Origin of the sequence: Paenibacillus sp. J53TS2 (assembly GCF_018403305.1) — a bacterium.
GTDB lineage: Bacteria > Bacillota > Bacilli > Paenibacillales > Paenibacillaceae > Fontibacillus > Fontibacillus rhizolycopersici.
The window spans coordinates 23,451-44,759 of sequence record NZ_BOSK01000012.1; the positions used below are offsets into that span (position 1 = coordinate 23,451).

Annotated in this window: 17 protein-coding genes; 3 read left to right on the forward strand and 14 right to left on the reverse strand. The window is 52.7% G+C overall.

What is annotated here, in order from left to right; translation table 11 throughout:
* Positions 1-198: 198 nt before the first annotated feature.
* From KJS42_RS20130 to ilvD, 3 genes are all read left to right on the forward strand, one after another.
* A complete protein-coding gene (locus KJS42_RS20130; RefSeq protein ID WP_213623942.1) occupies positions 199-1,251 on the forward strand; it encodes an acyltransferase family protein in 1,053 nt (350 codons plus the stop codon).
* 163 nt (positions 1,252-1,414) lie between these two features.
* A complete protein-coding gene (locus tag KJS42_RS20135; protein WP_155605802.1) occupies positions 1,415-1,681 on the forward strand; it encodes a KGG domain-containing protein in 267 nt (88 codons plus the stop codon).
* A 189-nt stretch (positions 1,682-1,870) separates the two neighbouring features.
* Positions 1,871-3,556 carry a dihydroxy-acid dehydratase gene (gene ilvD / locus KJS42_RS20140; protein WP_155605803.1) on the forward strand — a complete coding sequence of 562 codons (1,686 nt, stop codon included), beginning with the start codon at positions 1,871-1,873 and terminating at the stop codon, positions 3,554-3,556.
* A gap of 88 nt (positions 3,557-3,644) precedes the next feature.
* Here ilvD and KJS42_RS20145 read toward each other — a convergent pair whose 3' ends face one another.
* From KJS42_RS20145 to KJS42_RS20210, 14 genes are all read right to left on the reverse strand, one after another.
* Positions 3,645-5,063, reverse strand: coding sequence for a polysaccharide deacetylase family protein (locus tag KJS42_RS20145; RefSeq protein ID WP_155605804.1), 1,419 nt, complete (start codon positions 5,061-5,063; stop codon positions 3,645-3,647).
* Positions 5,064-5,190: 127 nt separating this feature from the next.
* A complete protein-coding gene (locus KJS42_RS20150; RefSeq protein ID WP_213623943.1) occupies positions 5,191-6,975 on the reverse strand; it encodes a peptidoglycan D,D-transpeptidase FtsI family protein in 1,785 nt (594 codons plus the stop codon).
* A 329-nt stretch (positions 6,976-7,304) separates the two neighbouring features.
* Positions 7,305-9,482, reverse strand: a complete 2,178-nt coding sequence (locus KJS42_RS20155) for a methyl-accepting chemotaxis protein (protein ID WP_213623944.1) — start codon at positions 9,480-9,482, stop codon at positions 7,305-7,307.
* Positions 9,483-9,723: 241 nt separating this feature from the next.
* Positions 9,724-11,058, reverse strand: a complete 1,335-nt coding sequence (locus KJS42_RS20160; protein WP_213623945.1) for a peptidase U32 family protein — start codon at positions 11,056-11,058, stop codon at positions 9,724-9,726.
* An 81-nt stretch (positions 11,059-11,139) separates the two neighbouring features.
* The gene (locus tag KJS42_RS20165; RefSeq protein WP_213623946.1) at positions 11,140-12,075 is read right to left on the reverse strand and encodes a peptidase U32 family protein; all 936 of its coding nucleotides are present in this window, start codon (positions 12,073-12,075) and stop codon (positions 11,140-11,142) included.
* A gap of 15 nt (positions 12,076-12,090) precedes the next feature.
* Positions 12,091-13,146 (reverse strand): endolytic transglycosylase MltG, encoded by a 1,056-nt coding sequence (gene mltG / locus KJS42_RS20170; protein WP_213623947.1) that lies wholly within the window; start codon positions 13,144-13,146, stop codon positions 12,091-12,093.
* A gap of 87 nt (positions 13,147-13,233) precedes the next feature.
* The gene (locus KJS42_RS20175) at positions 13,234-13,533 is read right to left on the reverse strand and encodes a DUF1292 domain-containing protein (protein ID WP_155605810.1); all 300 of its coding nucleotides are present in this window, start codon (positions 13,531-13,533) and stop codon (positions 13,234-13,236) included.
* Entirely contained in the window at positions 13,526-13,843 is a 318-nt protein-coding gene (locus KJS42_RS20180) for a DUF1292 domain-containing protein (RefSeq protein WP_193416563.1), read from the reverse strand. The genes KJS42_RS20175 and KJS42_RS20180 overlap by 8 nt, the downstream gene beginning before the upstream one ends.
* A gap of 12 nt (positions 13,844-13,855) precedes the next feature.
* Positions 13,856-14,272, reverse strand: coding sequence for a Holliday junction resolvase RuvX (ruvX, locus tag KJS42_RS20185; RefSeq protein WP_155605812.1), 417 nt, complete (start codon positions 14,270-14,272; stop codon positions 13,856-13,858).
* 9 nt (positions 14,273-14,281) lie between these two features.
* On the reverse strand, positions 14,282-14,542 hold the full coding sequence (locus KJS42_RS20190; RefSeq protein ID WP_155605813.1) for an IreB family regulatory phosphoprotein: 261 nt from the start codon (positions 14,540-14,542) through the stop codon (positions 14,282-14,284).
* A gap of 133 nt (positions 14,543-14,675) precedes the next feature.
* Positions 14,676-17,300: an alanine--tRNA ligase gene (gene alaS, locus KJS42_RS20195; RefSeq protein ID WP_213623948.1), complete on the reverse strand. Its 2,625-nt coding sequence runs from the start codon at positions 17,298-17,300 to the stop codon at positions 14,676-14,678.
* 388 nt (positions 17,301-17,688) lie between these two features.
* Positions 17,689-18,756 carry an AI-2E family transporter gene (locus tag KJS42_RS20200; protein WP_155605852.1) on the reverse strand — a complete coding sequence of 356 codons (1,068 nt, stop codon included), beginning with the start codon at positions 18,754-18,756 and terminating at the stop codon, positions 17,689-17,691.
* 939 nt (positions 18,757-19,695) lie between these two features.
* A complete protein-coding gene (locus KJS42_RS20205; protein ID WP_213623949.1) occupies positions 19,696-20,850 on the reverse strand; it encodes a mannitol-1-phosphate 5-dehydrogenase in 1,155 nt (384 codons plus the stop codon).
* Positions 20,847-21,284, reverse strand: coding sequence for a PTS mannitol transporter subunit IIA (locus tag KJS42_RS20210; protein WP_155605816.1), 438 nt, complete (start codon positions 21,282-21,284; stop codon positions 20,847-20,849). Before KJS42_RS20210 ends, KJS42_RS20205 begins: the two co-directional genes overlap by 4 nt.
* Between the last annotated feature and the right edge of the window lie 25 nt (positions 21,285-21,309).

Genomic DNA, 21,309 nt, shown 5'->3' on the forward strand with positions numbered 1-21,309 from the left:
TACCATTTTTACAACTTTACCAAGGCTCCTCAAGCTGTCATACGTTAGTCACACCCGCCAAATTGAGAACGCTTTATTTGTGATTAATGTCACAAGCTTAAATCTGTAAAGAGAGTACGTTATTCATGAACTCATTTATTTAAATTTTAAATGATATCCGCTAGGGAAGTTCACTGGAAAGAGGGGAACTGGTCCGTCATGACGCCATCCAAAATCAACCCGCAAGGTGAGATATTTTTCTTGAACTTACGCTTCTTGCTGATCCTTTGTGTATTCGTCGGCAACGCCATCGAACCGCTTACCCTGCGGATTGACGGGTTGCAAACCCTCTACCAATGGATTTTTACCTTTCACATGCCTTTGTTCGTGTTCGTAACCGGCTATTTTGCCAAACCTAATTTGACCGGCGGCAAGGGCAGAAAGATCATGCTGCAGATCGGCTTGCAGTACCTCATTTTTCAGAGCTTATACTCCGTGCTGGATGTCGCGGTGTTCCGTGTAGACCACATTCACCATTCCTTCTTCGCACCGTATTTGTTGCTGTGGTTCCTGGTCAGTCATCTAGGCTGGCGATGGATGCTGCTCTTGATGCAAAAATGTTCGCCTCTTCAACAGCTTGCCGCCTCCATCCTGCTTGCGGTACTGGTCGGCTATCTGCAAATCGACGGCGTGTGGTTTAGCGTATCTCGGACGTTCGTGTTTTTGCCGTTTTTCGTGCTCGGCTATCATTTCTCCGATCACTTGCTTCAATTTCTACAGAATCCAACTGTCAAAATCGCATCCACTCTCGTTTCGCTCAGTTTGCTGGTCACTTTAGGACTCGCTACATCAAGCATCCATCCGGGTTGGCTTTACGGCAGTATGACCTACATCCAGCTCGGCCATCCCGAATGGTACGCCGGCTTGTTCCGTCTGTTGCTCTACCCCGTGCAGTTGCTGTCGGGACTCGCTTTTCTTGGCCTGGTTCCATCCCGGGCCAGCCATCTCACCAAGCTCGGTCGTCGCACCCTTTACGTTTTCCTGCTGCACGGTTTTATCGTGCGCTTGGCGGCCGTATCTCCGCTTTACGGATATGTGCATGGCGAGTCGGGCGGGTTGCTGGTCATTGCCGGAGCCGTGGCGCTCACCCTGCTTCTCGCCCAACCCTGGGTGCGCAAATGGAGCTCCCCGTTGGTCGAGCCCTCGGTGGAATGGCTGTTGAAGCTGGAACACCAAGCTTTGCGGCAGCTTGGAGCGGCCGGTAAACCATAGGCCAGGCGTAACTTGGAATATGGAAGGAGCTCGAAGATACCTTTCAAACCGAAAGGTATCTTTTTTTTGGATATTTTGAATTTTTTGAACAAACTCGTTTCATCATGGAAATCCGTGGTAAATAAAACATACGTACTCCAAAATAAGATCAAGGAGGGATTCGATGGCACGAAGCCAAAGCAAAATGACTCGAGAAGAAGCGGGACGTTTGGGAGGACTGGCCACGGCCAAGAACCACGGCAAAGCCTTTTACCAAGAAATTGGACAAAAAGGCGGCGAAGCGACCTCGAAAACCCATAACCGCGACTTTTATCAGGAAATCGGTCAGAAGGGCGGCGAAGCAACATCCCAGAAGCACGACACCGGTTTCTATCGTGATATTGGCCGCAAAGGCGGGGTCGCCCGCAGTAAACCAGGATTTAATGCGTGAACCTTGTGGAATCTCCGGCCCCCCCCCGGAGATTTCTTTATTTTCATAGACCGTGAAAGCGCCCTGTCCTCTAGCCATTTCCTGTGATCAACGGGTAGAAAATCATAACCACTTGTGATAGACTCTAGAGAAAACCTTTAGCGGTGTAAAGCTCCAAAACTATAACTAATCATGGGGGGATCGGTGATCATGACAGCCAAGAAGATGCGTTCTGATATGATCAAAAAAGGCTTCGACCGTGCGCCGCACCGCAGTTTGCTGCGTGCCGCCGGCGTGAAAGAAGAAGATTTCGGCAAACCGTTTATCGCGGTCTGCAACTCGTATATCGATATCGTGCCAGGACATGTGCACTTGCAGGAGTTCGGCAAGATCGTAAAGGAAGCCATTCGCGAAGCCGGAGGCGTTCCGTTTGAGTTTAATACCATCGGTGTGGATGACGGTATTGCGATGGGCCATATTGGCATGCGCTACTCCCTGCCAAGCCGGGAAATCATCGCCGACTCGCTCGAGACCGTCGTTTCGGCGCACTGGTTCGACGGCATGGTTTGCATTCCGAACTGCGACAAAATCACACCTGGGATGATGATGGGCGCGCTGCGCGTCAACATTCCAACCGTCTTCGTCAGCGGCGGCCCAATGAAAGCCGGCGTAGACAGCAAAGGACGGAAATTGTCCCTGACCTCCGTATTTGAAGGTGTAGGCGCGCATCAGGCTGGACAAATCAGCGATAATGACCTGCTGGAGCTGGAACAATACGGCTGTCCAACCTGCGGTTCCTGTTCCGGTATGTTCACCGCAAACTCGATGAACTGCCTCGCCGAAGCGCTGGGTCTGGCTATGCCGGGTAACGGCACGATCCTCGCTGTGGCTGAAGAACGCCGCGATTTCGTTCGGGAATCCGCGCGTCAGCTGATGAAACTGATCGAACTCGATTTGAAACCTCGTGACATCGTCACTAAGGAATCCATCGACAACGCCTTTGCGCTGGATATGGCGATGGGCGGCTCCACCAACACCGTGCTTCATACGCTGGCACTAGCCCAGGAAGCAGGCATCGATTACCCGCTGGAACGAATCAATGAAGTTGCCAACCGCGTGCCGCATATCGCCAAGCTGGCTCCGGCATCTGACCTCTTTATCGAAGACGTTCACCGGGCTGGCGGCGTCAGCGCCGTCATTAACGAGCTGCTGAAGAAGCCAGGTGCGATCTTTGGCGATCAAATGACCGTAACGGGTAAGACGCTAGCCGAAAACGTTGCAGGCTGCGAAATCCTCGACCCGAATGTCATTCATCCGCTCGACAAAGCGCATTCGGAAAAAGGCGGCCTCGCCATTCTGTACGGTAACCTAGCTCCGGAAGGTTCGGTTATCAAAGTAGGGGCCGTAGATGCTTCGGTTGGCGGCTACCATAAAGGTCCAGCCATCTGCTTCGACTCCCAGGAGGAGGCACTGGAAGGAATCGCCGGCGGTAAAGTCAAAGAAGGCTGCGTCGTTGTTATCCGTTATGAAGGTCCTAAAGGCGGGCCGGGGATGCCGGAAATGCTGGCACCGACTTCGCAAATCGTCGGTATGGGGCTTGGCGCGAAGGTCGGCTTGATCACCGACGGACGTTTCTCCGGCGCTTCTCGCGGTATCAGCATCGGTCATATCTCTCCGGAGGCAGCGGAAGGCGGACCTATCGCTTTTGTCGAAGATGGTGACATCATCGAGCTTGACCTGAATAACCGCAAGATCGAGCTGCATGTCAGCGACGAAGAGCTCGCACGCCGCAAAGCGAATTGGAAAGGCTTTGAGCCGAAGGTCAAAACCGGTTACTTGGCTCGTTATTCCAAACTGGTCACCAACGCCAGTTCGGGTGGCGTCATGAAGATTTAGTTTAACAAATTTACAAAAAGGCCGTATCCGGATCATGATGATCCAGATACGGCCTTTCCTGTTCACAGATGAAAATCGAAAGAATCCGTTACCGAGTAGGCATGGAGATGCTAAGTAATGACTCCTCTTCTACGACCTCAGTCTTCTCTAAGGTCGAATGGCTGCGATGCGAACCGGTTTCGGTGAACCTTGCAAGGAGGTGATCCATCGGCATCACCATCATTTTGGGTACCAATTCTTGAGGTTGCTCTTTTAATCTCGACTTCCCTGCGGGATGTATAACGCTCATCAATAATTTCAAATAGATTTGAGTCGAGCTTGCAAACCAACCTCTCGGCAAATCGGTAATAATAAATCCAAATTGCTCGGGTCCCCGATTAATCATGCTGACGCCATACAAAGCTTTGACCTCTTTGAGTTCGGGATGGTCGTAGATATACTGGGCCAGCTTCGGTAATGTTTTCTCAAAATTGCGAATCATTTGAATCGCCAATTGCACCGTAGTCCTGGAGCGAGTCCCGATTTCGTACAACTTCTTGTTGTCGAAATGGAGCTCCATGACCTGATCCCCTGCTTGGAGGGTTTTCCCATCGTTTAAGGCTACCGGTTCCCCGTGGTAAGGGCGGATACGGAAATGGAGGAACGGATTCTGGGTATCCGGCGTTTTCAACTGGAATATCACGTGGAAGATCTTCTCCCATAACAGCCATAAGGCCACGATACTTCGTTTGAACCAGGACACCTTCACCGGCGTTCTTCCCTTTGGTACGGGAGTCCCAGCGGGTTTGTTTTTACGCTTCGCTTCTTCCGTTACTTGAATCAATTCGTCGATGCGAATGCTGCGCAATCCGCGGCGATCCGCTTCCGTCAGCACGCGCTCAAGCGCGGTCAGCATTTCAGCCGGCGCTCCGACATTGGCACCTAAGGTAGCGCCGCAATCGTGCAGTAGAAATACTTCTCCACCCCGCAGTTTCTTCATCATGCGTTTCGTTAAACGGTCGGCGCCAACCTTCACTCGCCAATCGGCAAACATCGCCGACCACAGGACGATTTGCGTGTTGCCCCGGTTCGTAAAATCAAACAGGTTGACGATTCCCCACGGCGGACGATAATAATGGGAATCCACGCCGGTAACGTCGTAGATGATCTTATTCGTCTTCTGAATTTGTTTCTTAACTGCGGCCGGTCCCATCAGCCAGTTGGTTTTGTGCACATAGTTGTGCGATCCGATCAAGTGGCCTTCCTCGTGAATCCGTTTAATCAATTCGGGATATTTCTCCGCATTCGAGCCGACGAGAAAAAATGTCGCCTTCGCCCCATGGCGCTTGAGCAAATCAAGCAATTGCGGAGTATATTTCGGATCGGGGCCATCGTCGAAGGTGAGCGCGAACTCCTTATCGCTGGTCCCGTGCTTAAATACGCGAAAACCGAAGATCCGAGTGATCAATCCGGGTATAAAAGCGTACAGCGTAGAGATATAAAATAACCATAGCAGCAAAGTCTCCATATGCTTTCCCCACTTTTCTATGATCAATGACTTTGGCATGCTCCGTGAAAAGCATAGCATCTACACTATTTTATCACAGACGTCCCTAGTTTAGGCGCATTATTTTGGGGAAAGCACAGGAAATCGGTCAACCTGGAGAAGCTAAAATATCCATGGTCCGCCGGAACAACTCGGCGGCAAGATGCTTCGACCCTTCAGTCTGATTTTGGACCAGAACCGCCACGGCATACTTGGGTTGTTCTACCGGTCCGTAACCGATAAACCATTGATTATTGAGTTGTTGATGGTTTCGAATAACCTCAGCCGTACCGGATTTGCCGGCCAGTGGCCACTTGGCTTGTTGTAAAGCTCGCCCGGTGCCGTCCGTCACCACCAGTCTCATCCAGGACAGCAACCGTTTGGCTGTCTGTGGGTTAATCTGCCCCACGGAAGAAGGCGAAGCTTGCGAAGGTAAGTCGGATAAGAGGGATCCGTCTTTATAACGGATCTCGCTGACTAAGCGCGGCGTCATTACTTGGCCGCCGTGAAGCAGAGTTACGACTAAATTAGCCGCTTGAAGCGGGGATACCAGCACATCCCGCTGGCCGATCGCCGTTTGCGCCCGGACTCCGCCATCCGCTGCAACCAGACTATGGAACACCGCCCCCGACTCCTCATGATCGAGCGGCCGTAATCCATCCCCGCCGAGGAAGGCAGGATCGCTCCAGCCAATCGGACGACCCAGCCCCAGCTTGGCGGCAGTCCTAGCTATCGCGTCCGCACTTAACCGCTCTCCCAACGTGGCGAACACAACGTTGCACGACTTAGCAAATCCCTCCTCCAGCGTGATGTTTCCATGCCCCCCTTTCTTCCAGCAAGATAGGCCGTATTTGCCATAATGGCCATTGCAGTGAAACACTTCACCGGGAACCGTGGCATGCTCCTCCAGGGCGGCAGCCGCAATCACCGTCTTGAATATCGAGCCGGGAACGAATGCCTTCACCGCTTTGTTCCCCCAATTCTCCGCCGCCGGATCAACGTGATGCGGATCGTAATAAGGCAGCGACACCATCGAAACGATATCGGCCGATTTTGCGTCTAACACGACGATCGCTCCTTCCGTCACGTTCATCGTCGCGGCCAATCGCTCAATCTTCTGCTGTAGGTTATCGTCCACCGTCGTTTGAATTTGAAGCGGGTAATATCGGCTGGCGGCCGCATTCACCCGCGTGCCCGTCCCGCCCAGCGGGTCTTTGCGGCCATCCACGGTGTAAGCAGCTCTGACGCCGCCAAGTCCCCGTAAAAATCCATCGAGCGTTTTTTCGAGGCCGGAGGCTCCGACCTGCAAGGTCAACGCGAAGTCCGGTTGATGCTTGTTCACCCTGAGCTTACGAATAACGTCCGGCCGCTGCGTCACAAACCCCAGCCATTGATTCCCTCGTTCGCCCGGCCCATATCGCGCCATATACGGCAGTACCTCTAGGCCTTCAAGTTTCGGCAATTTGCGGACCGCTTCTTCCCCAAGCCGGAGCGGCTCGCCAGACTCCCCTCCAGCCTTCGGCCAGACATAAGGACGCTCCAACCGTTCCCACTTACTTCGAAGTTCCGGGACTGTCGTCCCTAGTGCGCTGGCCAAGCGAGCAAGCTGAGTTTCTAAGGGCAATTTGCGAACTGGAAAAAGAATTGGCGTCCAGGCCAACTCCCCCGTTAATGGCTTCCCATTGCGGTCAAAGATATGTCCCCTCCCCGGGTCCAGTTCAATACTCTCTTCACGTTGCCGAACAGCCAATTCATTGATCGTCTTGCCGCCAACCGTCACTGTCTTAAACGCCGAAGCCGTTTGAATCCAGGCGATGCGCAGCGCAAACAACCCCATCACAACCACAAAGGACAACAACAGGTAAAAAATCCGTTTTTTGCGCAATAACGACATCGTTCGCCCTCCATTCTGTTCCCATTATTTCCTGGGAAAAGTCGGACTAAACCGCCGCACCCCCGACCTGCCGAACTCAAAATCACTCGCCGAAAAGCCTAGCTGGTAGCATTGCAACAAACATGTATATTTGACGCGATTCAGTCCTCGTTCATCAATGGATAAGCGGCATACAAGAGCGGCCCGAGATCGTTATTCGTTTCCGATGATTCCGCTAACAAAAACAAAACCCGGCCAAACCTGCATCGCAGATTAGCCGGGCTTCTCCCGATTCCCGGAACCCTCGGGAAATCGGATCTAGCTTACTTTCAGGCGCTGAGCCTGTTTTCTTATACGGTAAACTTCGACAACGACTCTTTCAAGCCGGTGGATACGTTCTCCAGTTTGTTCGACAGTTGCACCAGCTGATCGCCGACCGTCTGCTGTTCGCTGGAGAGAGAGGCAACCTCTTCGGATGTAGCGGATGATTGCTGCGCAACCGCACTGACGTTACTCATCGCTTCGGACAAAACCGATTGCGATTCGTTCAATTGGTCGATGGAAGCCGTCACAGAATCGAGATGATGGACGAAGCCTTCCATTTGTTGTTGTACGGATACAAAAATTTGGCTTGTCTCCTGTACCGACGCGATTTGCTCCTGGAAGATCGGACTCGCTTCGGACAAGGTTTTGACCGTTTCGTTCATCTCTTTTTGGATCGTATCCGTAATTTCACCGACCATCGTGATCGATTGACGGGATTGATCCGCCAATTGGCGAATTTCATCAGCAACGACCATGAACCCTCGGCCAGCAGCGCCTGCGCGAGCCGCTTCAATCGTAGCGTTCAGCGACAGGATGTTTGTTTGTTGCGTAATGTTCTGCATCACGTCGAGTACCTTCAAGACGGATCCTGTGCTCGCTTTGAGCGAGTCAACTTTGGCGGTCAACGCGTTGATCATTTCGACCGTCATGTTGGTTTTCTCCATCAAGCCGCCCAAATACTCGGTCCCTTGCTGACTGGATTTCTCCACCTGACGGGCCGAGTTTTCCATCTCTTTGTTCGTTTGGATCACTTGTTCCATCTGACGAGAAATATTTTCCGTCAGCTCATTGCCGCGTTCGGCTTCGTTCGCCAAGCTGGTCGCCCCGTTAGCGATTTCTTCGGTTGCCACCGCAATTTCTTTGGCGGACAAGGCCGTTTTGTTCGAAGCTTGCGTTAATTCGGTAGCTGTATCCAATACGTCCTGTGCGGAGTTATTGGTTTGTTTGACGAGGGCGGTGATATTTTCCATCATCACGTTAAAGCTCACCGTCAACTGACCGATCTCATCCTTCGCTTTCGTATTCATCCGAACGTTCAGATTCCCTCGGGAGCCTTCCTCCATCAGGTTTCTCAACTTGCCGAGCGGATGCGCGATCATCCGAACCATCCAAATGCCGATCAGAATGGCGATGATTGCAACGATAACCAAAGAGAACATCGTAAACATCAGGATGCGGTCTGCGCTCTTCGTCAGTTCCGCCGAATCCACGGTACCGATCAACTTCCACCCGGAAGCCTGGGTATTGAACGAAGCGAGAACGGAGTTGCCGCTTGCATCCTTGGTCCGAAGGCTACCCGACGGGCCGCTGCTTTTCCCCAGATCAAATTCGCTAGCCTTCCCCTCATCGCCATCGACGGAGGAACCAACCACAATATTATCCTGTGTCAGCATTTGAAGCTTGGAGTTTTTCCCCAGGTTAACTTCTTTCAAATAACCGTTCAATACGTCCAAATTCACATCGGTGATCAGAACGAAACGTTTCATACTGTTTACGCTTTGCACCGAGCGAGCTAGGCGGAAAACTGAATTGCTTTTTCCTTCCGATGGAACTTGCAGCCAAACTGTCTTGGTTGCGCCGGCTAGATCCTTGAACCAAGCCTCTCCGCGTACGGTGCTCAAGAAATTGATATCCGCGCTACCCGAAGTCACATCATCCACGATTTTGTCTGCTGACAACATGTAAACCGCGGAAACTCCCTTAGTTGAGAATGTTAGCGTATTCAAGCGAGTTCTCATTTTGTTGGTTGCGGTAAACTTGTCATAGTCCGTGATGTTCGACAAAGAAGCGTCCATGATGGCGTTCTGCATTTCGTCGTCCAGGAACATTTGCTGCAGATTTTCTTCATACTTTTGCATGACGATATCCAGCTTTTGCGAGGTTTGAACAATCGTCTGCAGGTTAGCCTGTTCCGCATTGTCCTGAATGGTTCCCTTCGCCATTTGGGAAGACATAATCCCGATGGTCAACACGAAAAACATAATTGCAACAAAGAAAATCAGGAACAACCGAATGCCTACCGACTTTGAAGGATTAATTTGTTTAGGTAGTTTGTCCCGCAATGAAGCTAATACAGCTTTGAAATTCAGCGGAGTTTTGCTCGTTGGGTTAACCGCCTTTGACTTGGTCCGTTCTCCCTTTTGTTTCTTTTCCTTCTTCTTGTTGTTAGTTGCTTGGTCCTCGTTCTTTGGAACCAGACTCATGTTGATCACCCGCCACTCTTAATAGTTGCAGACCCAAGTTTTTAGGCTAGAGGTCATGCATAATTCCTGTTGGTCATTCACACTTCTCGTCAGCTATCCAATGTATTCGACAATACCTGACGTTCTCCTCTATAATATCGGTTTCACATGTAGCGGATTTTAAATAATCTTGACAAAAAACACAAAAAAGGGCCTTTCGTCCTATGAACGAACAGGCCCCTAAGCATATTGATTTTTACATTCACTTCTTTTTCCGCATCATATCGAAGTAGGATACTGGTTGTTCAACCTTCATTTTGATCCGCTGCAGCGGGTGACGGGCCGCATCCAGTTCATTTCCGGCTTCGTCGTATAGGGTCCCAACGGTCTGCTTAAAGAATGTCCCCCCGGGGCCAAAAAACTCTACCTCTTGTCCGGGCTTAAAATGGTTGCGCTGTTGGATCGTCGCCATACCGGTCGTTTCGTCATACTCCATGACCAATCCCGCGAAATCGTAAGGCGCCGCTTTTTCTTCCGGCTCGTAAATATGATCCTCATGGTCCGGAGTATCGTAGAAGAAACCGGTGTTTAGCGGTCGATTGGCCGCCTTATTGATTTCTTCAATCCACTCCGGCTTCAGCACGTAATGATCCGGATCCGCCATGTACGCATCAATCGCTTGGCGATAAACATTCACGACCGTCGCCACGTAATGAATCGACTTCATTCGACCCTCAATTTTGAAGCTGTCCACGCCGGCGTCGATCAAATCGGGAACATGTCCAATCATGCACAAGTCCTTGGATCCCATCGTAAACGCATTGTCGTCTTCCTCGAACAAGGGCAGTTGGGTTACGCCAAGACGGAACTTCTCCAGCACCTTGTTATCGCGGGCTTCTTCCTCAGAGATCCATTCCCCTTCCGCGCGCGCGTCCGTAAACAAATCGTATTTCCAGCGGCAGGATTGGCAGCAGCCCCCGCGATTGGAATCACGGTCCGTAAAATGATTCGACAACACGCATCGTCCAGAATATGAGGAGCACATTGCCCCATGGATAAACGACTCGATCTCAATGTCGACATGGCGTTTAATTTCCTCAATTTCCTCAAGGCTGGTTTCACGACCAAGCACGACCCGCGGCAAGCCCTGATCCTTCCAGAATTGTACCGCCTGCCAGTTTACGGTCGACTGTTGGGTGCTGAGATGGACCTCCAGTTCGGGTACAACGCGCTGCGCCGTTTCGATGATCACAGGGTCAGCGACGATAATCGCTGCGATCCCCGCCTCGTGCAGATTGCGCAAATACGCCTCAATGCCCTCCAAATCCTCGTTATGGGCATAAATATTCGTGGCGACGAACACCTTTGCGCCGTATTTTTTAGCAAATTCCACGCCTTCCCGCATTTCTTCGAAACTAAAATTATCCGCATTGGAACGAAGGCCATATTGTTGTCCCCCGATATATACGGCGTCGGCGCCGTAATGGACGGCGAATTTCAGCTTTTCGAGATTACCCGCCGGGGCGAGCAATTCGGGTTTCGCCAACCGGTTACGTTTTCCCACATATTTCGGGATATGCTTCTCCGCGGTTTGCATCTTCGTTCACCTCTCATCATTTTGTTGGATTATATTTTAAATATAGGTCAAAAAGTTGGCTTTTCAGCACCGAACTTCCTCTCAAAAGACTTGTTCTTTGTAGAAGAATCCGAAGGTTAGCTCCCGCTCCGGATCTTGTACCTCGCGGATGGCATCCATCCAGCTCTCATCGAACTCGTACCCTTCCGGGTCGCTAAAATAAGCTTCGATGGCCTTACGATATGAAGTAATCACGATTTCATTATAAGCCGCCGACTTCAGCATCGTCTCGATTTTGAAGCTGTCCACGCCTGAAGCCATAAGCATGTGCAAATCTTCCAAAATGCAGATATCGTCCGAGCTCATAATATGCGTCCCGTTGGCATCCTCGAAAATCGGGAATTTCTCGTCCGGCCGCTCCGCTTCGACAAGGAAGAGTCCGCGATTCAAGCCCAGATCGCTGCCCGGCGCGACCGGCCGTCCTTGATGCGTCATATAGCTCTGCACCAAGCTGCGTTTCGAGTGATAGATATTGGTCATGCCATGGACCTGAACCTCCGCTTCGATATTCAGCGATGGAGGCATCGCGGTGATCTCGTCCATGTTCAGCTCGCGCGCCAGTACGACGCGGGATGCGCCCTTCGACCCCCAGTAGTTGGCCGTGGCATAGTTAGTGGAGGTCATCTCGGCATTCCAATGCAGCTTCAGCTGCGGTGCCACCTTTCGTACCGTCTGAAGGACAGAAGGATCGCCAAACTCGATAGCATCCACACCACATTCCGCCACCTGCTTCACGTAATCGGACAGGCCGTCCAACAAGGCATTGGTCATTAGGTTGTTGAGGCTAACATAGATTTTGGCTCCGTATTCGCGCGCCACTTGAACGGCCGCGGCGATGTCCCGGGTCGTCATCTCGCCAGGAAGGCGCATTCCATATTTGGCCTCGCCGATGATGGCTGCATCAGCCCCCGCTGCGAAGTAACGCTTTAGTTCTTCCAGCGAACCGGCTGGGACCAAGAGTTCCGGCTTTTTACTCATTTGTTACTACCACCTTTATTTATTGGCCATAGCCTTGCTAGTCTCGATGTTCTTCAAATGTTCTTTATAGGTCTTGGCAAACAGGTGTTCCCCGCTGCCATCTTTCTTCGTCACATAGAAAAGGTACTCCGACGGCTCCGGCGTAAGTGCCGCTTCGATCGATTTGAGGCTTGGCGCAGCGATTGGACCCGGTGGCAATCCTTCATACAAATACGTATTGTAGGGGCTATCCACGCTTCTTAGATCCGAATTCAGCAAACGCTCCTTCGGTTTATCCAGCACATACTGCACCGTGGCGTCGATTTCGAGCTTCATGCCGTCTTTCAGTCGGTTGTAAATGACCCCGGCTACCTTAGGACGCTCGGCATCAACTACCACTTCCCGCTCTACCAACGAAGCGACCGTCATCAGTTCGCCTAAGGTTAAACCACGAGCTTGCAGCTTTTGCGTGAAATCAGGGATTTCACCTAGCCGCTCTCCCGTTTCCTGCAGCATGCGAGCGATAATATCCCGCTCATTGCTGCCTTTCTTTAGCTCATAAGTTTCTGGGAACAAGTACCCTTCCAACCGATAGGTTAATCGCTCGTCCGCCGGGATTTGAGTCAGCAGCTCATCGTCAAGCTCGGCAGCACTCTTCGCCAACTGCAAAAACGCAGCTTTGTCGGCCAAGCCTTCCTCTGTCAGCTTGTCAGCCATTTGCTTCACGGTAAAGCCTTCGGGAATCGTAAACCGGATCATTTCCGCTTTGACCACGTCGCCGCCGTTTAGCTTGGCGATGATTTCGTCATACGTCACTCCCGGGTTCATCTCGTAGACTCCAGCCTGAAAATGACTGCCTTCCGATTTCCATTTTAAATACGAAACGAACAAAAAGGAATTTTTAATTAGTCCCTGGTTTTCCAGTAACTCTGCGATTCCCGACGTCCCCGTACCCGGTTCGATCGTGAACTTGACCGGCTGCTCCTTCGCTTCGACAGGTTGCATGCCTGTGTAAACATAAATTCCGGCCGCTCCTACTCCAATGATCACGAGTAAGAGCAGGACGGTCAGCCATTTCAGCGCCTTCCTCAAGACCGCTTCCCCCTTAACAGCCAAAAAGAGCGGTAAAATCCCGCTCTTCCCGGACTGATCTATCGTGCTCCTGCAACACCTTCCCCCTTACTCCGGAAAGGTCAATTCGTCATAAAGCTCGGATACGTTCTCCCATTCCTCGTCGTCATCGATCGTGACCAGCTCTAGCTCGTCGCCGGTCATCACAATCTTGAAGATCTCCGGCTCTTCGTCCTTGGAAGCATTCTCCAGCATCAACACTGCATAAGAAGCTCCAGCAACGTCAAACTCTTGAACGACTTGATAATAGGAGGCATTGCCTGATTCGTCCTCCAGCTCCACGATCGGGCCAAAAGCGTCGCGAACCCGCGACGTCAGGACCGCTTGGTCTGCCGTAAAATCAGTCATTGTTATCTTCTCCGTCAAATTCGTCGACGAGCGTATTAAACGTCTCCTCGACAATTTCCCATTCTTCGTCGCTTTCGATCGTGTACAGCTTCAGGTCATCGCCGTCTTCCTCGTAACGGAACGCGTATACCTCTTCGCTCTCTTCTTCTTCATTCCCATCGGAATCCAGAGGAACGACCATCATATACTTGGCGTCCGAACCGTCGACTTCGAATTTCATAATCACTTCGAACTCTTCTTCATTGCCCTCTTCATCGGGGATATAAATAATTTCCGGTTCTTCTTCATTTCCGATACGATCTTTAGACATACGCGATCACCCTCACTTTATACTCTTAGAGTCCAAATAGTTTTGCAAAATCAAGCTGGCGGCCATCTTGTCGACGACACCCTTGCGCTTCTTCCGGCTGACATCCGCCTCCAGCAGCGTTCGCTGCGCAGAAACGGTGGTCAGCCGTTCGTCCCAGAGATGCACGGGGAGGTTAAACCTGCCCCGAAGCTCCTCGGCAAACGCCATGCATATTTCTCCCCGGGGACCAATCGTGCCGTTCATATTCTTCGGCAGACCGACGACAATCTCCTCCACCTCGTGCTGTTTCACCAGCTCGGCGATGCGTTCGAATTCGCTGCCTTCCCTGCGGCGCTCGATGGTTTCGAGCCCCTGGGCGGTCCAGCCTAGACTATCGCTAACGGCGACTCCGATCCGACGGTCCCCGTAATCCAGACCCATGATTTTCATGTATTGCTCCTATCGGTGGCCCGCCATGTAAAAGCGTACCAGTTCTTCTATCAGTTCGTCCCGTTCCTTCTTGCGGACCAAACTTCGCGCATTGTTATGGCGCGGTATATAGGCCGGATCTCCCGACAACAGATATCCGACGATCTGGTTAACCGGATTGTATTCTTTCTCCTGCAACGCCTGGTAAACCGTAAGAAGAATTTCCTGCGCCGACGCCTCTAGTTCATCGCCTTTGACGTTAAATTTGACGGTTTTATCCATGGAGTCCATGATGACACCTCGCTTCTTCGACATACGCCTTTATGATCGCAGCTGATTTCCTCTTAGCCTAATCATACTATACCATATCATGGGTTCCATAAGGAAATTTTCGCGGGTTCACCCCGTCAAATTCATCGTTCCTTTAGGCTTGGGAAGCAATCCATTCCGCAGCTTTCTTCAAAGCTTCGTCCAGCTTGCTGGCATCCTTGCCCCCCGCCTGGGCCATGTCCGGACGGCCGCCGCCTCCGCCGCCGCATACCGCCGCCACTTCCTTGACGAGCTTGCCGGCATGCAGTCCGCGAGCCACTTCCTCTTTAGGCACGACAACAACAAAATTCACCTTGTCCTCGCTTGGAGCACCCAGCACAAGCACCGCATCCGGCAGCTTGGCTTTCAGCTCGTCGGCTAACGTGCGCAGCGCGTCCATGCTTCCGGCCTGAACGTGAGCAGCCAGGAGTTGGGTTTGACCGACGTTAACCACCTGGCTTGTCAATTCGCCAGCTTCGATCACGCTCAGCTTGCTTTGCAGGGATTCGTTCTCGCGACCAAGCTCCTTCAACTGCTGGAACAATCCTTCGACCCGTTTCGGCACGTCGTTCACATTCGATTTCAACAAGCCAGCCGCTTGCTTCAGCAAATCAAGCTGACCATCCATGAACTGGTAGGCGCCCCGTCCGGTCACCGCTTCGATCCGGCGCACGCCGGAGCCGATGCCGCTTTCGCTGACGATTTTGAACAGGCCGATCTCCGCCGAATTGTTCACGTGGCAACCGCCGCACAGCTCCAGGCTGTACTCGCCGACCTGGACAACGCGAACGATGTCCCCGTATTTCTCGCCGAACAACGCCATTGCCCCCATCGCTTTGGCTTCATCGATCGCTTTCAGCGAGGTTGTCACCGGCAGCGCGTTCCAAATCTGCTCATTCACGCGGCGTTCGATTTCCACCAATTCCTCCGGCGAAATACTGCCAAGGTGGGAGAAGTCGAAGCGCAGACGCTGCGGTTCAACAAGAGAACCGGCTTGGTTCACGTGTTCGCCGAGCGTTTCTTTTAACGCCTTATGCAGCAGATGGGTTGCCGTATGGTTCTTCACCGTATGGCTGCGTTGTTCCTTGCTTACGGAAGCCGTAACTTCTGAACCGACTCGCAGTTCGCCGGTCCCCACCGTCACTTGATGGACATGCTGCCCGTGTGGTGCTTTATACAAACCTTCCACGGTCGCACTGCCAGAGCCGGTGCGCAGGGTCCCCTGGTCGCTGACCTGGCCGCCGCTTTCTGCATAGAAAGGCGTCGAAGCCAAAATGATTTGGCCTGATTGACCGGCACTAAGCGTGTCAACGAAAGCGTCGTCAGCCACGATGGCGACGATGCTGGTTGTAACTTCAAGCTCATTATATCCAACGAATTCCGTTTTAGTCGTAAAATCGGCCAGAACTCCGCCTTGCACCTTCATGCTGCCGCTCTCGTGGCGGGCCGCCCGGGCACGTTCGCGTTGCTCCTCCATGGCAGCTTCAAAGCCTTCACGGTCGACACCCAGCCCTTGTTCCGCCGCAAAGTCCTCGGTCAGATCCAGCGGAAATCCGTAGGTGTCATACAACTTAAATGCATCTGCCCCGCTGATCAGTGTGCGGCCGGCTGCCTTCGCTTCGCCGCTGATGTCCGCCAAAATCGCCAAGCCGTCGCTGAGCGTTTCGTGGAACCGTTCTTCCTCGGCACGAATAACTTTTTCGATGAACTCCCGTTTGGTCACAACGTCCGTATAATAGGTGCCCATGATGTCACCGACGGTTTCCACCAAGCCGAACATAAACGGCTTGTCCATTCCGATCAGCTTACCATAACGCACCGCGCGGCGCAGCAAGCGGCGAATCACGTAACCCCGGCCTTCGTTGGACGGCAATACGCCATCGGCCACGGCAAATGTCACCGTACGAATGTGATCGGCGATGACCTTGAGCGCCACATCGCTTTCCTCCGCCGTACCGTAAGTTACTCCGGCCATTTTGGCTGTTTGCTTAATAATAGGTTGGAACAAGTCGGTATCGAAGTTGGAGTTCACATCCTGCAGAATGGACGCAAACCGCTCCAGTCCCGCCCCAGTATCGATGTTCTTGTTCGGAAGCGGCGTATAGCTGCCGTCCTTATTATGGTTAAACTGCGAGAACACGAGGTTCCAGACCTCGAGGAATCGTTCGTTCTCACCGCCGGGATAACATTCGGGATCGGACAAATCGCCGTAAGCGTCGCCGCGATCGTAGAAAATTTCCGTACAAGGTCCGCAAGGCCCTTCACCGATGTCCCAGAAGTTGTCCTCCAGCTTTACGATGCGTTCGGCCGGAAGTCCGACTTTCTCATTCCACAGCTTAAATGCTTCTTCATCCTCGGGATACACGGTGACCGATAGACGCTCTGGATCAAAGCCGATCCACTTCTTGTCGGTCAGGAATTCCCAAGCCCATGTGATCGCTTCTTCCTTAAAGTAATCCCCAATCGAGAAGTTGCCCAGCATTTCAAAAAACGTATGGTGCCGGCGCGTCTTGCCCACGTTTTCGATATCGTTGGTGCGGATGCATTTCTGCGAATTCGTCAGGCGCGGATTTTCCGGCTTAACCCGCCCGTCAAAATACGGTTTGAGCGGAGCCATCCCGGCGTTGATCCACAGCAGGGACGGATCGTTATGCGGTACGAGCGAGGCGCTCGGTTCGATTTTATGGCCTTTGCCGGCAAAGAACTCCAGCCATTTGGAACGAATTTCACTTGCTTTCATCGTATAGACCTCCTAATTTATCCTCTAAAAAAAACAAAAACGCCCCTGAAAATCAGGGACGATTAAATCGCGGTACCACCCTGGTTATCGCTCCTGATGCGGCTGGACTTCGTCCGCCAGCGTCTGTAGCGATCGCCTCGTCGGCCCGGTAACGGGGACCTGCCGGTGAATTTAGAGCTCACACTCCGAAATTAGCTTTCCGTCCACGCGAGATTTCAGGTTCTCTCAGCCGCCGCTGTGGCCTTCCCTTGCGGGACGCCGCTTGCAGCGGAACCCTTCTCTGGCAAATCCGCTTGCCGAACGTACTTGATTTCATCAACGTTTTTTAGATTTTGCACATAACATTTTAAGTATATAAGGCGGGTTACGCCATGTCAATGCGGCATATTCACATCGCTTTGCGCCGAACGTAATAAGTATAGAAATGCTGGATAATCACCTTCACCACGGCAAAAAACGGCACAGCCAAAATCAGCCCGGGTACCCCCGCCAGTTCCCCGCCGATCAGGAGCGCCAGAATAATCAGCATGGGGTGCATATGCAAGCTCCGCCCCACGACTTGCGGGGAGATGACGTTACTTTCGATCATTTGGCAGAGCATATTGACGAGCAGGACAAACAGGACCATTTTCCACGATATCGTTGTCGCCATGATCAAGGCCGGCGCTGCCCCGAGAAACGGGCCCAGGTAAGGTATGATATTGCAAACAGCGACCACTCCCGCTAGCAGCAGAGCAAACGGCATTCCGATAAGCATATAGCCGATGTAGGCCAGCACGCCGATGATGATGCAAACCAGGAGTTGCCCCCGAACGTAGTTGCCCAAGGCCATGTCGATTTCCTTCAGCAACGTCATGATCGACTTGCGCCGCGAACGCGGCAGGTACTGCAGCATCAGCCGTTCAATCAGCTCGATGTCCTTCAGCATGTAGAAGATCAGAAATGGAATAATGAACGCATTAAATACCACGCCGATCGTTGTCCCGATATTGTCTAAAAAGCCGGAAATCGAACTTGCCAGCCGGTTTTCGAATTGATAAAACCAGTTGTTCATCCCCATGCGGATGCTCCCGGGCAAAATGCCGTTGTCCCAACGGTTCATCATTTGCTGGGTGTGGATGGTCAGCTCCGGCAAATGCTCCCCGAGCTCCTCCAGCTGTTCGACGAACATCGGGATCACGTTCATGAGCACCACCGAAAGGCCGGTCAGGAATACCGCGTAAATCAACAATACGGCCATCGTCCGCGGCACCTTGCGCCCGCCGAGCATGCGAACGATCGGATTCAAGACATAAGAGATGATAATGGCGATCACGAACGGAGCGAACACCGCTTTGAGAAATCCATAAACGAGCGCAAACATCGGGCGCAGCTGCCACACGAAAAACAAGATGACCAGCCCTAGCAGCACCCAGACGCCATATCGGAACAGCTTGCTTTTGGCGATCGGTTCCATCGGTTCCATCGGCTCCATGCCTCCTCCCCCTTCGCGGCGGTTAATCGTATAGATCAGTATTTGCCTGGAGAGGGAGATTTATGAGAGGGTGGCTGCGAAGGGCCGGAGATGTGTGGGATGACGAGAACCGGTAACTGGAAAAAGATTAGAAGAGCGCTGAGGGGCCGACGGGTGAAATGTTCTTCCGATCGCTGTTGCTCGCGGATTTCTCTGACTGGACTAGATTCATACGATGTAGAAATCCGCTCGCAAAGGCGACCACTAGCGTTTCTCCAGAATCATTTCTCCCTCTGGCCTTTTGCGCTCTTCGAGTGCTTTCTTTGGTGATCCCCGGCTCTTGGCAGCCGGGAGGGGCATAGCCGCAGCCCGGCAATCCTCGGAGTTGATTGCCGGAAGAACCGGTGAAGAGCGTTGGAGGCGACAAGTGAAATGTTCTTCCGATCGCTGTTGCTCGCGGATTTCTCTGATTGGACTAGATTCCTACGATGTAGAAATCCGCTCGCAAAGGCGACCACTGCCGTTTCTTCAGAATTATTTCTCCCTCTGGCCTTTTGCGCTCTTCGAGTGCTTTCTCTGTGGGCCTCTTACTCCTAACGGACCTGAGAGACGTTATTGAGTCATTTCCCGACTATTTCCCGATGTAACGGACTCAGCAGCCGTTATTTAGCCGCAAATGCAGCCAACCGAGACAATTCCGCTGGAATAAGGTCATCTCAGTCCGTTAGGTTTCAATGGTACGGTTCTCGCGGCCAATAACGTCCCCTAGGTCCGTTAGCCGTTAGCCGCGCGTGCAAACCGAAAAAGCCCGAACGCAACTTGTACTACAGATACGTCCGGGCTGCTATCTCATCCACCCGCTAGCGGCGATGTTCGAGCGAGTATATTGGCGTCAAGCAGGGAAATAGCGTTGAATAAGCTAATCCCCCTACTAATTGCCGCTCAGCGGTTCTTCAATTCCTCATAATGCGCCAGCGCCGCTTGGTGGATCGGGTGCTCGGCGTCGAGGCCGGTGTATTTGGCCAAGGTCTGCGAAGCGCCGACTTCTTTCAGCGACGCTTGCAGTTCCGCGGCTTCCGGATCGTCCGGAGACTCGAAACGGAGCGCCATCGCCATCGTCAGCGCCAGGTAGCCGTATCCAAACTCCCGTTCATACGCCTGCGTCGCCGGGGAGACCAGCCGGTCGCCGGCGGACAGCTTGCGGATCGGTGAACGGCCGACCCGCGAAACCTCGTCCGTCAGCGCCGGATTGGCGAAACGCTCCAGAGTCGTATCGATATATGCCTGATGCTCGGCTGACGAAAACCCATGTTTCGCCACAAGCACCGCCCCGGTCTCCGAGAGGACGGCACGTACATGATGAACGACCTTCTCATCGTTCATGGCTTCCTGAATCGTGGCATGGCCTTGCAGGTATCCCATGTAAGCGGCCGAGCAATGGCCGGTATTTACGGTAAACAACTTGCGTTCGATATAAGGCTCCAACCGGTCAACATAGTGCACTCCCTCGACCCGGTGAAAGCCTTCGAACATTTGGGACTGATCCACCGCCCATTCGTAAAAAGGTTCCACAACGACCTGCAGCGGATCCTCATGCTGCTGCAGCGGAACGATCCGGTCGACCGCCGCATCGGGGAACGCTACATGACTGTCGGCCCACTGCCGCGTTGCCTCGTCCAGTTGGGCATAGACATGCTCCTTAAGCTGGGAGCTACCGCCGATGGCGTTCTCGCAGGCGATGACATGAAGTGGGGATGCCGCTTCATTGGTTTTCCGCAGCATCAGCCCTTGGGCGATTGTACCGGCGATATGCTTCAGCACCGAAACCCCAACCGCCGTGGTTACCAAGTCGGCTTCGGAAATTGCCCGGGCGGCGGCGACAGGGTCATTCACGCTGTTGATCGCCGTCACGCCGCTCACAAGAACGGTTTCCCGCTGATCGCTGGCCAGAGTGACGGGATATTCCTTACGCCGCGCCAGTTCCGAAACCAGTTTCTCGTTGACATCGACAAAACAAACCTCGTAACCGGAACCGGACAACAGCAAGCCGATAAACCCTCTCCCGATATTCCCTGCGCCGAAATGGACCGCCTTCATGCCTCCATCCCCCCTTCGAGAATTTCCGCGATCTCCTCTTCCGTCTTTGCATTCATGATCCGCTCCAAGTTGGATTCCTCGGTGAACACCATGGCGACGTTGGTCAGGACTTCCATATGATCCCCGCCGGCAGCGGCAATGCCAATGACGATAAAAGCTGGCTCATCGCCGCCGAAGTCAACGCCCTCAGGGAAGCGAACAACCGACAGTCCTGTCGAGGAAATCAGGCTTTTGGCCTCCTTGGTTCCGTGCGGGATCGCGAGGCCGCCGCCCATATAGGTGGAGACGATCTCTTCGCGCTCGACCATTTTGTCGACGTATCCCTCCGTAACGTGACCGGCGTCAACGAGCAGCTTCCCGGCCATGCGGATCGCCTCGTATTTATCGTTAGCTTTTCCATTTAATATAATTTTCTCTTTAGACAGTAATTTCATGATTGTTCTCTCCCTTTCCACTGAT